Consider the following 15135-nt stretch of genomic DNA (forward strand, 5'->3'; position numbering starts at 1 on the left):
GATCCCGGGCCGCACTCGTATCCGGCGCCTCAGTCCTTCTCGTACGCTCCACGTCGCATGACATAATCGCGCGTCTCGTACGGCGGCGACAATCCCTCGACCCAGGCGCCATGCGCGTGCGTCAGCGCGACCAGCTCCATCGCCCGATCGCCCGGCCAACCGCGGACACGAACTTCGTGCCGGTGAAGGTCGCGGTTGGGCTCCATCATCACCCAGCCGAGCGGCCTCTCCGCCGTCGCCCGAGCCCCCGCCGTATCCATCGCCACCCGGATCCGTTCGCGAGACGCCGGCGGCAGATATTGCCACACCACCGAATGCATCAGGACACGCGTCGTCCCCGCCGGCTGCGGTTCGGCCAACCGCGCCTCGACCCAGTCCGCCGCATCGCCTTCGACCAGATCGACGCCGCCCGCGCGCACCATGGCGATCGCGGCCGCAAGCCGCGCCTGTCGCTCGACCGCATCGACCCAGACATACGCCTCGAGTCGCGCCGCCGCGACCGGGTCGGCGACGTCGACTGGGTGGATATCGACGCCGCGTGTCGACTCAATCTCGACTGGGGCGCTTGGCGGCGGCGCGCCACGCCATTCGGGGCGGATCGTCACCGGCGATGCCGATGGCCCGGCATTCACGCCGTTAAGGTCGAACCGATAGCGATCAATCAGCAGGTTCAGCCCCGCGCTCGATCCGATCTCCAGCACCTCGAACCGCGGCCCGTACCGCTCGGCGAGGTGCAGTATGCCGGTCATCATCCCCGCGGACCGTGCCGCCTCGTTGGTCTGCGGCGGCCCGTCGAGCCAGGGCAGCAACGCCGCATCATGAATGGTGAGCGTTGCGTTCAGCGTCATTTCGACCGAAGCCGGGTCGGTCTTGGCGCCCGAGAACACCGCCGACAAGTGCGGATCGACGCCCGCGCGGTGGAGTGCATGCAACCCGCCCACCAGCCGCAGCGCCAGCGCATCGGCGACCGGCTCGCCCGGCCAGTCGAGCACCCGCCGGCCCGTCTCGCTCTTGCGGTCGAGCGCGTCCGTCAGCGCCGTGCAGACGCGAGCCGTGATGGGCGCGTCCATCGCGGTGCAATAGCCCGCCTGGATGTCGAACGCCGCACGGTTAGCCGGTTCATTTGCCATGCGCAGGTTGTTGCACCCGCCAAGCCCCCCCCGTAAAGCCCGGCGCGTGCCAGATTCTCAGATCATTATCGCCGTCCCCAAGGGACGCATCCTCGCCGAGGCCCTGCCGTTACTCGCGCGCGCGGGGGTGCATCCCGAAGCTTCGTTCTCGGACGAGAATTCGCGTGCGTTGCGCTTTGCGACCAACGATCCAGCGATCTCGCTGATCCGGGTGCGCGCGTTCGACGTCGCCACGTTCGTTGCGCACGGTGCGGCGCAACTCGGCATCGTCGGGTCGGACGTGATCGCCGAGTTCGGCTATTCGGAGCTTTACGCGCCGGTCGATCTTGGCATCGGGCATTGCCGGTTGTCGGTCGCCGAACCTGCCGAGATGGCCGCGCAGGACGATCCGCGCGGCTGGAGCCATGTCCGCGTCGCGACCAAATACCCGCATGTGACGGCGGCGCATTTCGCGTCGCGGGGCGTCCAGGCGGAGTGCGTGAAGCTCAACGGCGCGATGGAACTGGCGCCGACGCTGGGGCTGGCACCGCGGATCGTCGATCTCGTGTCGTCCGGCCGCACGTTGCTGGAAAACGGCTTGGTGGAGGTCGAGACGATCATGGAAGTCACCAGCCGCCTAGTGGTCAACCGCGCTGCGATGAAGACGCGCAGCCGGGTGGTTCCGCTGGTCGAGGCGTTCCGTCGCGCGGTCGAAGCCCAGGAGATCGCAGCATGATGGCCGACCTTCTGCTCCCCTCCCGCTTGCGGGAGGGGTCGGGGGAGGGCACGCCCGCCCCGATCGCACCATGCGAGGCTATGTCATTCCTTCCCCTGACCCCTCCCGCAAGCGGGAGGGGAATGTGATCCGCCTCAACACCACCGACGCAGAATTCGCCACCCGCTTCACCGCACTCGTCGAGGATCGCCGCGAATCCGACGCGGGCGTCACACAGGACGTCGCCGCGATCATCGCGGCCGTCCGCCGCGACGGTGAAACCGCACTCCGCGACCTCACGCAGAAGCACGACCGCCACGACCTTGAAGCCACGGGCTGGCAGATCGACGCCGCCGACTGCAAGGCCGCGTTCGAGGCGCTCGATCCGGACCTGCGCACCGCGCTCGAACTCGCCGCCACTCGCATTCGCGCGTATCACGAGAAACAACGGCCGCTCGACAGCGACTCGGTCGACTCTGCTGGCGTAAGGCTCGGCGCACGCTGGTTGCCCGTCGATGCCGCCGGCATCTACGTCCCCGGTGGACGCGCCGCCTACCCCTCGTCGCTGCTGATGAATGCGATCCCCGCCAAGGTTGCGGGCGTCGGCCGTCTCGCGATGGTTACGCCGACACCGGATGGCCAGATCAACCCGCTGGTCCTTGCCGCCGCACATCTCGCGGGCGTCGATGAAGTCTGGCGAGTCGGTGGCGCGCAGGCTGTCGCAGCGCTCGCGTACGGCGCAGGCCGGATCGAGCCGGTCGACGTGATCACCGGCCCCGGCAACGCCTGGGTCGCCGAGGCCAAGCGCCAGGTCTACGGCGTCGTCGGCATCGACATGGTCGCGGGCCCTTCCGAGATCGTCGTCGTCGCGGACGCGCTCAACGACCCCGAATGGACCGCCGCCGACCTGCTCAGCCAGGCTGAGCATGACACGACCACGCAGTCGATCCTGTTCACTGACGACGCAGCGTTCGCCGACAAGGTGACGGACGCCGTGGACCGCCAGTTGCGCGACCTCGCCACCGAAGCCGTTGCGCGCGTTGCTTGGGACACCAACGGCGCGATCGTCGTCGTCGACACCCTGGCGGACGCGATCCCGCTGGTCGACCGCCTCGCCGCCGAGCATCTCCAGCTGGCGATCCCCGATCCGCAGGGCTTCTTCGACCGGATCCGTCACGCCGGCTCGGTGTTCCTTGGCCGCTACACGCCGGAAGCGATCGGCGATTACGTCGCCGGGCCGAACCACGTCCTCCCGACCGGCCGCCGCGCGCGATTTGCCAGCGGACTGTCGGTGCTCGACTTCATGAAGCGCACCAGTTTCCTGGCATTGGACGAAGCAGCCCTGCGCGAACTCGGCCCTGCGACCGTTGCACTGGCCAACGCCGAAGGGCTCCCTGCGCACGCAAAATCGGTGGCTTTGCGGCTGCGACTCAACAGTTAGATTGGTTCACGCGGAGGCGCAGAGACGCGGAGGTGTCGACCTTGCCGCGTAGCGGACCTTCAATCATCGGCGGATGAAGAGATCGAAGCGGCTGCGCCGCACGCAACATCTCCGCGCCTCCGCGTGAACAAGCCTTCTTCCCGTTCCGTCCGAGACGCAAAGGGCTGACACACCGCCGCACCACGCCTACAGGCAACCGCTTATGACTCGAACCGCCCCCCGCACCAAGGCGCGTGCCGCCGCTCGCCTCGCCGCCGTCCAGGCGACTTACCAGCACGAGATGGAGGGCACCGCGATGCCCGTCCTGCTCAACGAATTCCACCAGCACCGGCTTGGCGCGACGATCGAAGACGTCGAATATGCCGAGGCCGATGTCGACTTCTTCGACGATCTGGTGACCGGCGCCAACGCGCGCGCCGGCGAGATCGACGTGCTGATCGAGGGCAAGCTGGCCAAGGGCTGGACGCTCGCCCGGCTCGACAAGCCGATGAAGGCGATTATCCGCGTTGGTACGTATGAGCTGCTGGCGCGCAAGGACGTGCCGGTCGCTGCGGTGATCAGCGAGTATGTCGATGTGGCGCATGCGTTCTACGACAAGCGGGAATCGGGCTTCGTGAACGGGCTGCTTGATGGCATCGCGAAGGAAGTGCGCGCCTGACGGACTCCCTCTCCCCTCCGGGGAGAGGGTCGGGGTGAGGGGCTGCCAAGCAGTGCGGCGCCCGGAACGGCCCCTCACCCCAGCCCTCTCCCCGGAGGGGAGAGGGAGCAGAGAGTGACTGAGGCCGAGTTTATTGCTGCTTTGCGCCGCCTCCCGCTGCATCCGGCGGCGCGTGGTCTGAACGACGATACCGCGCTGCTCGACGTGGGCCCGCTCGTCGTCACTACCGACACGCTGGTCGAAGGCGTGCATTTCCTGCCGACCGACCCTGCGCAGGACATCGCGTGGAAGCTGGTCGCGACCAACCTCTCCGATCTGGCCGCCAAGGGCGCTAGACTCGAAGGCATCCTCCTCAATTACCCGCTTGGTGACGATGCGTGGGACCGCGCGTTTCTCGAAGGGCTCGCGGAAGCCCTGACGGCCTTCGACACGCGCATCATCGGCGGCGACACCGTGACGCTTCCCCCGAACGCCCCCCGCGTCCTTACCGTCACCGCGTTCGGCAGCGATGCCGCCGCCCCTGCTCGCAATGGCGCACGCAACGGCGACGCGCTTTACGTCACGGGCACGATCGGCGACGCTAGCGCTGGGCTCGCGATCGCACTCGGTGCACAAGGCCCAGCCGAACTCCTCGCCGCGTACCGGCGCCCACAGCCACGGCTCGGCGACGGCCGCATCCTCGGTCCCCAGGTCCATGCGATGATGGACGTGTCCGACGGCCTGCTCATCGACGCGTCCCGCATGGCGCTCGCCAGCAACCTCGCCGTCCGCATCGACCTAGCGCGCATTCCCCTTTCCGACGCCTATCGCACCTTCTCCGGCGACCGGCTCGCCGCAGCCACCGCGGGCGACGACTACCAACTCCTTTTTGCTGCACCGCAAGATTTCCTTACCGACGCCACGCGGATCGGCGCGTTCTCAGCCGGTTCGGGGCTTACCCTTCACGACTGCGGCAAACCCGTCCCGCTCCCGCCAAGTCTAGGCTACGAACACCAACCCAGAGGATAACTTGCGCAATGCCCCTGCACTGATAAGTTCCTTACATCGGGACTCGGCAAAGCCGGGACCGGAGAGGACCTGACAAGAGGGATAGCGCCGTATGACGACCGTCTATTTGGCCATGATCTGCGGCGTCATCGCCGTCCTATATGGTTTCGTCACCAGTCGACAGGTGCTCGCCGCCTCCCCCGGCAACGAGAAGATGCAGGACATCGCCGCCGCCATTCAGGAAGGCGCCAAGGCCTATCTCGGCCGCCAATATACCACGATCGCGATCGTCGGTGTCATCGTCGCAGCGATCCTACTCTTCACACTTGGCTATATCTCGACGATCGGCTTCGTCATCGGCGCGGTGCTGTCGGGCGTTGCGGGCTATGTCGGCATGAACATCTCGGTCCGCGCCAACGTCCGCACCGCCGAAGCTGCGCGCACATCGCTGCAGGCCGGCCTGACGCTGGCGTTCCGATCGGGCGCGGTTACCGGCATGCTCGTGGCGGGTCTCGGCCTGCTCGCGATCAGCGCGTTCTTCTGGTATTTGACCGGACCCGCAGGCCATGCGCCCAACGACCGGATCATCGTCGAGGCGCTCACCGCACTCGCGTTCGGCGCCTCGCTGATCTCGATCTTCGCACGGCTTGGCGGCGGCATCTTCACCAAGGCGGCGGACGTTGGCGCGGATCTGGTCGGCAAGGTCGAGGCCGGCATCCCGGAGGACGACCCCCGCAACCCCGCCGTCATCGCGGATAACGTCGGCGACAACGTCGGCGACTGCGCGGGCATGGCCGCCGATCTGTTCGAGACCTACGTCGTCACCTTGGGCGTCACGATGATCTCGATCGCGCTGCTGATTCAGGCGAGCGGCGCCGAGCTGATGCGGCTGATGACTCTCCCGCTACTGGTCGGCGGGGTGTGCATCGTCACCTCGATCATCGGCACGTACATGGTGCGGCTCGGCAGCGGCAGCATCATGGGGGCGCTGTACAAGGGCTTCTTCACCTCGACGATCCTTTCGATCCCGGCGATCTATCTCGCCACGCAGTACGTGCTCGGCGACCTTCACCGCGTAATCGGCGGCGCTGGCTTCCTCGATCCCGCGACCGACGATTTGACCACGCAGGCCGCGCCGTCACTGACGCAGAGCTTCACCGGCATGGACCTGTTCTGGTCGATGATGATCGGGCTCGTCGTCACCGGTTTGATCGTGTGGATCACCGAATATTACACCGGCACCAACCACCGCCCGGTCCAGTCGATCGCCAAGGCGTCCGAGACCGGTCACGGCACCAACGTCATTCAAGGCCTCGCGATCAGCCTCGAATCGACCGCGCTGCCTACGCTGGTCATCGTCGTGGCGGTGATCGTCGCGTATCAGTTGGCGGGGATCATCGGCATTGCGTTTGCGGCCACGGCGATGCTTGCTCAGGCCGGAATGGTCGTCGCACTCGATGCCTATGGCCCCGTTACCGACAACGCGGGTGGCATCGCCGAGATGGCGGGGCTGCCCGATGATGTTCGCCAGCGGACCGACGCGCTCGACGCGGTCGGCAACACGACCAAGGCGGTCACCAAGGGCTATGCGATCGGCTCGGCTGGACTTGCCGCGCTCGTTCTGTTTGGTGCGTACACCACCGATCTTGCGACGTATTTCCCCGACGTCACGGTCGATTTCAGCCTCAGCAACCCGTACGTGATCGTCGGCCTGCTGCTGGGCGCGCTGCTCCCGTATCTGTTCGGGGCGTTCGGCATGACCGCAGTGGGTCGCGCAGCTGGCGCCGTCGTCGAGGAAGTCCGGGAGCAGTTCCGCAACAACCCCGGCATCATGCTGGGCACCAGCCGCCCCGACTACGCACGGACGGTCGACCTCGTCACCAAGGCGGCGATCCGCGAGATGATCATCCCCTCGCTGCTGCCGGTGCTGTCACCACTTGCCGTGTATTTTATCATCACCGCGGTTGCGGGCCAGGCTGCCGGCTTCGCCTCGCTCGGCGCGATGCTGCTCGGCGTGATCGTATCCGGGCTGTTCGTTGCGATCTCGATGACGAGCGGTGGCGGCGCGTGGGACAACGCCAAGAAGTACATCGAGGACGGCAACCACGGCGGCAAGGGGTCCGAAGCGCACAAGGCCGCGATCACCGGTGACACCGTCGGCGACCCTTACAAGGATACTGCAGGCCCCGCGGTGAACCCGATGATCAAGATCACCAACATCGTGGCACTGCTGTTGCTCGCGGCTCTGGCCGGCGGCGGAGTGGGGTGAACTGAACTGGATCGCCGATCGGCCAGTTACGCTAGTCGCTCTGCGATCCATTCACCGCCCGGTACTTCAATATTTGCCATCCATTCCCGCGCGATAACAAGGCTGTGCGCCGCGTGCGCAATTTCCACTCAGTCCGATCGACCTCGGTGTTGCACTGATCCGCTGCAGCCTCCTCTTGTGCCGGCTACCGAACGCGATACTCTGCGCAAACGGTCGTTGGGGAATGGCCGGGGGGACTGATAATGACGTGGCGTATGAGCCTGCTGGCCGGTGCAATGATACCGACGATCGCGGTCGCGCAGACTGCGCCACCGCCCGCCTCCGCGCCGAAGGCGAACGCCACGCTCTCGGACCGGGTGCCGGTCGAAACCTTCGCCAAACTGCCCGGCATCGCCAATCCGAAGCTCTCGCCCGACGGCAGGCGTATCGCCGCGAAGATGGCGATCGACGGCGTCCAGGTGCTGGTCGTCGCGCCGCTGTTTCCCGGTGGCAAGCTCGCCGCGATCAAGGTCGGGGCGACGGTCGACATCAATTGGTGGCGCTGGGTCGGTGACGACTGGCTCGCGGTCGGCATCGGATCGCAGGACATGCTGTACGGCGAGGAAATCTACGTCACGCGCACGCTGGGCGTCAAAGCCGACATGACCAAGATCAACCGGATCGACTGGAACAATTCAGGTGTCCGCGCGGACGAAATCCTGTGGGCGGCGCGCGACGGCACGCCGCGTGTCCTGCTGTCGCGCCAGACCGGGATCGAAAGCGAAAGCCAATGGTATCCCTCAGTCTCCGAGGTGGATCTCTCGACCGGCAAGACCAAGACCGTCGCCGGCAGCCAGACGAACGTCTTCGACTGGTATGCGGATGGCGCGGGCGTCGTCCGGATAGGCTATCGGTACGAGGACGACACCCGCAAAGGCTCGCTTCTGTATCGCAGCGCCAATCGCGATCCGTTCAAGGTCATCGCATCGGCCCGCGGCAAGCAGGATATCGTCATCCCGGTGACGTTCCGCGCCGACGGCACGGCCATCGCGACGGACGATTCCGGCGGTCGCGACGAGGTGTTCGAGGTATCGCTGCCCGACCTGAAGCTGGGCAAGAAGCTGTACGGCGCGGATGGCTACGACGTCGATGGTGTGGTCGAGAACGCTACTGGCGACGACATCGACGGTATCACCGTCACCGATCGCTTCGGCCATATTGTCTGGCTGAACCCCAAGCTGAAGGAAATCCAGGACGCGGTCGACAAGGCGGTCGGCGAGCGACGCGCGCGCATCGTCTCGTGGGACCGCACCCGGTCGAAGTTCCTGGTGCAGGTCGGCTCGCCGTCGCAGGCGGGGGCTCTGTATTTCTACGATCCCGCGAACGGATCGATGCAGCGCTATTCGTGGCAGAACAGCGACCTCAAGGCGCGGACATTGTCGCCGGTGTCGACGATCCGGTACAAGGCACGCGACGGCGTCGAGATCGAGGCACTGCTGACCTTGCCGCGCGGACATAGCCCGAAGAACCTGCCGTTGATCGTGTTGCCGCACGGCGGCCCGTTCGCGCGCGATTCAGAAGACTGGGACTGGTGGACGCAATATCTGGCGGAGATGGGCTATGCCGTCGTCCAGCCCAATTACCGTGGGTCATCGGGGTATGGCACCAGTTTCGCCAAGCTCGGCGAGGGGCAATGGGGCCTGAAGATGCAGGACGATCTCGACGATGCGATCGTCGATCTTGCAAAGAAGGGCATCGCCGATCCGAAGCGCGTCTGCATGGCAGGCGCGTCCTATGGCGGCTATGCGGCGATGCGCGCGGCGCAGCGGAACGGCATCGGCGACGCGGCACCCTATCGGTGCGCGATCTCCTATGCCGGCGTGTCCGATCTGCAGGCGATGCAGCGGTATGACGGCAAGTTCCTGTACGGCAAGACCCGCGGCGACTGGTTGAAGAAGCAAGCGCCCGATTATCGCAGCGTCTCACCACGTTTCGGTGCGCAGACCTTCTCGATCCCGATCCTGATGCTGCACGGCAAGGAGGACAAGCGCGTGCCCGTGAAGCAATCGCGGATGATGGCAGCGGCACTCAAGGAGGCGAGCAAGTCGTTCGAGTATATCGAGCAACCGCTCGGCGATCATCATTTCACGCGCGGCGAGGACCGGCTCGAATTTCTGAAGGCAATGGGTGCATTCCTGACGAAGTACAATCCAGCATAACGCACGGATACTGCCCGCCAAAACTCCATAACGGAGCATATACGCCGACTGTGGATGCATCTTGTTTGGACGAACGCAGTTTTGTCTCCGCATCATCACCGAATGCGGAACCGTCCTGAGAATCACCTCTTCTACGGCGACAACCTCGCCGTCCTGCGCAAGGAGATCGCCGACGAGAGCGTCGACCTGATCTACCTCGACCCGCCGTTCAATTCGAACGCTAATTACGGCATCCTGTTCAAGGAACCCGACGGCAAATCGTCGAACGCGCAGATCGAGGCGTTCGAGGACACCTGGCACTGGAACGAGACCGCCGAGGACGCCTTCGACCAGGTTGCCCGGAGCGGTAGCACCAAGGCATTCGACCTGCTCAACGCGATGCGCGGGTTCCTCGGCGACAACGACATGATGGCGTATCTGGCGATGATGGCGGTGCGGCTGCTCGAGCTGCACCGCGTGCTGAAGCCGACCGGCAGCCTGTATCTCCACTGCGATCCGACCGCGAGCCATTACCTGAAACTCCTGCTCGACGCGATCTTCGGCAAGCGCCAGATCGCGAACGAGATCGTCTGGTGCTACCGGCGCTACACCGCGGCCAGCAACCGGTTCCAGCGGCTCCACGACACATTGCTGTTCTACGGCAAGACCGACCAGCGGCGCTTCAACGACATCCGCATTCCGTATGGCGAGACCTCAGGCAAGAAGGACTCGCACTATCGTCAGGACGGCGATGGCCGCTGGTTCCGCTGGCAGAAGCGCAAGGACGCCGAACCCTATCGTATCTATCTCGCGGAGGGGGTCAGGCTGGGCGACTGGTGGGATATTCCGATCATCAATGCGTCGTCGAAGGAGCGTCTGGGGTATCCGACGCAGAAACCGTCCGCGTTGCTGGAGCGGATCATCGCCGCGTCGTCGAACGAAGGCGACGTCGTGCTCGATCCGTTTTGCGGCTGCGGCACCGCGGTCCACGCAGCCGAAAAGCTCAAGCGGCAATGGATTGGGATCGACGTCACGCATCTTGCCATTTCACTGATCGAAAAACGGATGAAAGACGCGTTTCCCGGCGTCACCTTCACCGTCGAGGGCACGCCGAAGGATCTTGCTTCCGCCTATGATCTCGCGCTGCGCGACAAATATCAGTTCCAGTGGTGGGCCGTCTCGATGGTCGACGCGCTGCCGTTCGGCGGCAGGAAGAAGGGGGCGGATGGCGGGATCGACGGGCTGATCTATTTCAACGATCACGACCCCGCGTCGGGCAAGATGGTAACGCACCGCGCGATCGTGTCGGTGAAGGGCGGGCTCAATCCGGACACTGCGATGGTCGAAACGCTCGCCGCGACGATCGCGCGCGAGAAGGCGCCGATCGGCATCCTCATCATGAATGCCAAGCCGACACGAGAGATGGAGCGCCGCGCCGCCGCGGTCGGCATCTACCGCGCGGGCGTTGACGAGGCGTTTCCGAAGCTCCAGATCCTGACGCTGGCGGACCTGTTCCAAGGCAAGCGCCCGCGCATTCCCAACGTCGACCGCGCTGCGTTCCGGCGTGCCGCGCGCGAGGCCACCGCGCTCCAGCCGAGCTTGTTGTGATAGCGCACGTTTGGCAGCCGGGCCTGTCGCTCTTGTTCAATGGCTGTCGAAGGCCGATATACGGAACACGCAAGCGGGTGCGGGCATAACGTCCGTGTCCGCCTTCGGCCGTGCTTTCCTTTTTCGCGAACTTGCGGTAAGGGCGCTCGTCCCGAAATTCCCCCAATTCAGAGATTATATTTGGCCAAGGAAGAACTGCTCGAGATGCGCGGCCGCGTGGTGGAACTCCTCCCCAACGCGATGTTCCGGGTTCAGCTCGAAAACGACCACGAGATTCTCGGTCACACCGCCGGCAAGATGCGTAAGAACCGCATCCGCGTGCTGGTCGGCGACGAGGTGCTGTGCGAACTCACGCCGTACGATCTGACCAAGGGTCGCATCACCTACCGCTTCAAATAAGCCCGTGGGTGCCTAGGCGCCTGCCGCTTTTATAACGAGGCACCAATGCTGGTCCTGGCCTCTTCCTCGCCCCGCCGCCGCGATCTGCTCGCACGGCTCGGCGTCGTGCCGTCGCGCGTGGAATCCCCCGATATCGACGAGAGCCCGCGCAAGGCCGAACCGCCCCGCGCCTATGCTCTTCGCCTCGCAGTCGAGAAGGCCAGCGCTGTCGCACGTGCGGAGGGCGAGATCGTCCTCGCCGGCGACACCACGATCGCGCTCGGCAGCCGCATCCTGCCCCCCGCCGACACGATCGAGATCCAGCGCGACCTGCTCGGCAAGCTGTCGGGCCGCCGCCATCACTGCCTGTCCGCGGTCTGCGTGATCGACGCGACCGGCAAGGTGCGAACGCGGATCGCCGACACGATCGTCGCGTTCAAGCCGCTCTCCCCCGCCGAGATCGACGATTATCTCGCGTGCGGCGAAGGCCTCGGCAAGGCCGGCGGCTACGCGATCCAGGGCCGCGCGGAGGCGTTCGTCCGCTTCCTGTCGGGCAGCCATTCGGGTGTCGTCGGCCTGCCGCTGTTCGAAACGCGCGCGCTGTTGAAGACCGCGGGCGTCGCGCTTGCCTGAACCTGGGCCTGAATGGCTCTACGAAGCCGGCATCGGCGAAGCGCGCGCGGCTCTGGTGGACGATGATCAGATTGTCGAAGCTGCGATCGAACTCGACACCGAGGCATTGAAGGTCGGCCTCGTCGCACGCGCGCGGCTCGTCGAACTGCTGCCGGGCCGCCGCGGTCGCGTTACGCTCGACGGCGGCGAGGCGCTGATCAACTACCTCCCCCCCGGCATCACGCAGGGCGCCAGCCTCACCGTCGAGATCGTCCGAGAAGCCCTCCCCGAAGCGGGCCGTGCGAAGCTCGCCAAGGCCGTCCCCAGCGACTTGCCGCCCTGCCCCGCCCCGACGCTGTACGAGCGCCTCATGGCGACCGGTTTGCCCGTCCGCAGCCCGCGCGCCCACGAACCTGATGCGCTGGAGGCAGCGGGTTGGTCCGAACTGCTCGACGAGGCTGTGAGCGGCGAGATCGTGTTCCCGCTCGGCGCGCTCCGCCTGTCGCCGACGCCGGCGATGACGCTGTTCGATGTCGACGGCACGCCGCCGCTGGATACGCTCGCAGTCGCCGCCGCGCATGGCGTGGCGCGGGCGATCCGCCGACATGGCATCGGCGGCTCGATCGGCATCGATTTCCCGACGATCGCCGGCAAGTCGCAACGCAACGCCGTCGCGGACGCGATCGACGAATCGCTGCCGCAACCGTTCGAGCGCACCGCGATGAACGGGTTTGGCTTCCTGCAGATCGTCCGGCCAAGGCCCCGCGCGTCGATCCCCGAGATCCTCCGCGCCGATCCTGTCGGTGCAATGGCCCGAGCATCGCTCCGCACGCTCGAACGCACGCCGCCGACTGCCTCACGCCGTCACACCCTGCCAACAGCCGTCCATGCACGCCTCATGACCCGGACCGATTGGCTTGATGATCTCACGCGCCGCACGGGCGTCTTCCACGAACTGGAGAGTGCCCGATGACAAGCGTCAAATGCCCGATCTGCGACCAGCCTGCGGTGGCTGAGTACAAGCCGTTCTGCTCGAGCCGCCACCGTGACCGCGACCTGTTGCAGTGGCTCGGCGAAGGCTATCGCATTCCCGGCCGATCAATTGCGCAAACGGGGCTGGACAGCGCCGAAGACCCCGACTAAACGCGCCCTTCCGATCGCAAGGTCGGACGCTTCTCCGGTCCCAGACCGGACGTGCCCGGATAGCTCAGTTGGTAGAGCATGCGACTGAAAATCGCAGTGTCGGCGGTTCGACCCCGTCTCCGGGCACCATTTTTTCACCTTGTGATGCAAGCTGCCGGTTCATTTGCAAGGCCGCGAGCTTGGACCCCAAATTCCGTTCGTGCTGGGCGTAGTCGAAGCATTTTCGCTTGGGGAGCCACGAGCTTGCCCCCCAATTCCGTTCGTGCTGAGCGAAGTCGAAGCACCTCCGCTCGGGGCATACCCTTCGACTTCGCTCAGGGCGAACGGAGGGGGGCCGAATGGGAATGGGGTATCCCCCGTGTGGCCCTTTAGCGGACGATCCGCGTGACGTGGCCCATCTTCCGCCCCGGCCGCGCGGTGCCCTTGCCATACAGGTGCAGGTGCGCGCCGGGTTCGGCCAACACCTCCGCCCAGCGGTCCGCGTCGTCGCCGATCAGGTTCTCCATCGTCGCTTCGCGCCCGGTCAGCGTCGTCGCGCCCAGTGGCAGGCCACAGATCGCGCGGATGTGGTTCTCGAATTGCGAGCATTCGGCGCCTTCGATCGTCCAGTGGCCGGAATTGTGCACGCGGGGGGCCATCTCGTTGAAGACCGGGCCGTCGGCGCCGACGAAGAACTCGCACGCCAGTACGCCGACATAGTCGAGTTCGGCGGCGATCCGCTGGGCCAGCGCGGCGGCTTCGTCGGCCTGGGCGAGTATGGCCGCGGGTGCGGGGACGGTCGAGTGGCGGAGGATCGCATCGCGGTGGACGTTGAGTGGCGGATCGTAGCGCGCGATGCTGCCGTCGAGTCCGCGGGCGATCAGGATCGAGAACTCGTGGTCGAACGGGACGAAGGCTTCGAGCACCGCGGGACCGCCGATCGTGTCCCAGGCGGCTTGCGCGCCCTCGGGCGTGTCGATCTTGACCTGTCCCTTGCCGTCATAGCCGAAGCGGGCGGTCTTGAGGATGGCGGGGGCGCCGATCGCTTTCAGGCCCGCCTGCAGGCTTTCGAGGCTGTCGACCGCAGCCCAGGATGCAGGACGGCCGCCGACGCTCTCTACGAAGCGTTTTTCGCCGATGCGTTCCTGTGCGACGCGGAGAGCGCGCGGGCTTGGGTGGACTGGGACGCGGTCTGCGAGCCATTCCACGGGCTCGACCGCGATGTTCTCGAACTCGTAGGTGATGACGTCGCAGGCGTCGGCGAAGTCGGCGAGCACGATGCGGTTGTGATAGTCGGCGCGCGTCATGGTCGAGGCGGACTGCGCGGCGACGCTCTCCTGGTCGGGCGCGAGGACGTGCGTTTGATAGCCGAGCTGGGCTGCGGCGGTCGCGAGCATGCGGCCGAGCTGGCCTCCGCCGAGGATGCCGATGGTCGATCCGGGGGGAAGCGGCGTCATGTCAGCGTCTTTCAGGCGGGGTCGGTGGCGACGGAGTCGGTCTGTGCCGCGCGCCAGGCTTTGAGGCGCTCGGCCAGCGCGTCGTCGGACGTTGCGAGGATCGCGGCCGCCAGGAGGCCGGCGTTGATCGCACCGGGCTTGCCGATCGCGAGCGTGCCGACCGGGATGCCGCCGGGCATCTGGACGATCGAGAGCAGGCTATCCATGCCCTTCAACGCCTTCGATTCGACGGGTACCCCGAGTACCGGGAGGTGAGTCATCGAGGCGGCCATGCCGGGGAGGTGCGCCGCGCCGCCAGCACCGGCGATCACCACCTTGAGGCCGCGGTCGGCGGCGGTGGTCGCATAGTCGTAGAGGCGTTGCGGGGTGCGGTGTGCGGAGACGACCTTGGTCTCGTAGGCGACGTCGAGCGCGTCGAGCGTCTCGGCGGCGTGGCGCATCGTCTCCCAATCGGAAGTGCTGCCCATGATGATGCCGACTAGAGCCACGATCGCCCCCTGGTTCAAGGAGCGCCGTGCCTAGCGACGTGGGGGGGCTAGGGCAATGTTTTGGTGGGTGGCCACCAACAAGGTCACCCTACCCTCTCACAACGGCACCACCCC

The 15135-nt window shown here is 66.0% G+C and carries 14 protein-coding genes and 1 tRNA gene; 12 read left to right on the forward strand and 3 right to left on the reverse strand.

The genetic code is table 11. The features are described 5' to 3' along the window. Window positions 1-29: 29 nt before the first annotated feature. Window positions 30-1130, reverse strand: a complete 1101-nt coding sequence (locus tag E5673_RS01570) for a DUF2332 domain-containing protein (RefSeq protein ID WP_136188685.1) — start codon at window positions 1128-1130, stop codon at window positions 30-32. Window positions 1131-1176: 46 nt separating this feature from the next. Between E5673_RS01570 and hisG the strand changes: the two genes are divergently transcribed. From hisG to E5673_RS01630, 12 genes are all read left to right on the forward strand, one after another. Further along, window positions 1177-1845, forward strand: coding sequence for an ATP phosphoribosyltransferase (gene hisG / locus E5673_RS01575; protein WP_243693365.1), 669 nt, complete (start codon window positions 1177-1179; stop codon window positions 1843-1845). Window positions 1846-1969: 124 nt separating this feature from the next. Beyond that, window positions 1970-3265 carry a histidinol dehydrogenase gene (hisD, locus tag E5673_RS01580; RefSeq protein WP_136188687.1) on the forward strand — a complete coding sequence of 432 codons (1296 nt, stop codon included), beginning with the start codon at window positions 1970-1972 and terminating at the stop codon, window positions 3263-3265. Window positions 3266-3467: 202 nt separating this feature from the next. Further along, window positions 3468-3923, forward strand: coding sequence for a transcription antitermination factor NusB (nusB, locus tag E5673_RS01585; RefSeq protein ID WP_056488135.1), 456 nt, complete (start codon window positions 3468-3470; stop codon window positions 3921-3923). A 114-nt stretch (window positions 3924-4037) separates the two neighbouring features. After that, window positions 4038-4931, forward strand: a complete 894-nt coding sequence (thiL, locus tag E5673_RS01590; RefSeq protein WP_136188688.1) for a thiamine-phosphate kinase — start codon at window positions 4038-4040, stop codon at window positions 4929-4931. 91 nt (window positions 4932-5022) lie between these two features. Further along, on the forward strand, window positions 5023-7179 hold the full coding sequence (locus tag E5673_RS01595) for a sodium-translocating pyrophosphatase (RefSeq protein ID WP_136188689.1): 2157 nt from the start codon (window positions 5023-5025) through the stop codon (window positions 7177-7179). A gap of 242 nt (window positions 7180-7421) precedes the next feature. Beyond that, a complete protein-coding gene (locus E5673_RS01600; RefSeq protein WP_136188690.1) occupies window positions 7422-9377 on the forward strand; it encodes a S9 family peptidase in 1956 nt (651 codons plus the stop codon). A 102-nt stretch (window positions 9378-9479) separates the two neighbouring features. Continuing rightward, entirely contained in the window at window positions 9480-10964 is a 1485-nt protein-coding gene (locus tag E5673_RS01605) for a site-specific DNA-methyltransferase (RefSeq protein ID WP_136188691.1), read from the forward strand. Window positions 10965-11144: 180 nt separating this feature from the next. Beyond that, window positions 11145-11363, forward strand: coding sequence for a translation initiation factor IF-1 (infA, locus tag E5673_RS01610; RefSeq protein ID WP_031441079.1), 219 nt, complete (start codon window positions 11145-11147; stop codon window positions 11361-11363). Window positions 11364-11408: 45 nt separating this feature from the next. After that, window positions 11409-11975, forward strand: coding sequence for a nucleoside triphosphate pyrophosphatase (locus E5673_RS01615; protein WP_136188692.1), 567 nt, complete (start codon window positions 11409-11411; stop codon window positions 11973-11975). Beyond that, a complete protein-coding gene (locus E5673_RS01620) occupies window positions 11968-12927 on the forward strand; it encodes a ribonuclease (RefSeq protein WP_136188693.1) in 960 nt (319 codons plus the stop codon). Before E5673_RS01615 ends, E5673_RS01620 begins: the two co-directional genes overlap by 8 nt. Further along, the gene (yacG, locus tag E5673_RS01625; protein ID WP_136188694.1) at window positions 12924-13097 is read left to right on the forward strand and encodes a DNA gyrase inhibitor YacG; all 174 of its coding nucleotides are present in this window, start codon (window positions 12924-12926) and stop codon (window positions 13095-13097) included. Before E5673_RS01620 ends, yacG begins: the two co-directional genes overlap by 4 nt. 53 nt (window positions 13098-13150) lie before the next feature. After that, window positions 13151-13226 (forward strand) — tRNA-Phe (locus E5673_RS01630). Between the two features lie 239 nt (window positions 13227-13465). Here the strand turns inward: E5673_RS01630 and E5673_RS01635 are convergent. Next, window positions 13466-14533 carry a 5-(carboxyamino)imidazole ribonucleotide synthase gene (locus E5673_RS01635; protein ID WP_136188695.1) on the reverse strand — a complete coding sequence of 356 codons (1068 nt, stop codon included), beginning with the start codon at window positions 14531-14533 and terminating at the stop codon, window positions 13466-13468. Window positions 14534-14544: 11 nt separating this feature from the next. Beyond that, window positions 14545-15000, reverse strand: coding sequence for a 5-(carboxyamino)imidazole ribonucleotide mutase (gene purE, locus E5673_RS01640; RefSeq protein WP_060525860.1), 456 nt, complete (start codon window positions 14998-15000; stop codon window positions 14545-14547). Between the last annotated feature and the right edge of the window lie 135 nt (window positions 15001-15135).

Source organism: Sphingomonas sp. PAMC26645 (assembly GCF_004795835.1).
In the GTDB taxonomy this organism is placed as follows: domain Bacteria; phylum Pseudomonadota; class Alphaproteobacteria; order Sphingomonadales; family Sphingomonadaceae; genus Sphingomonas.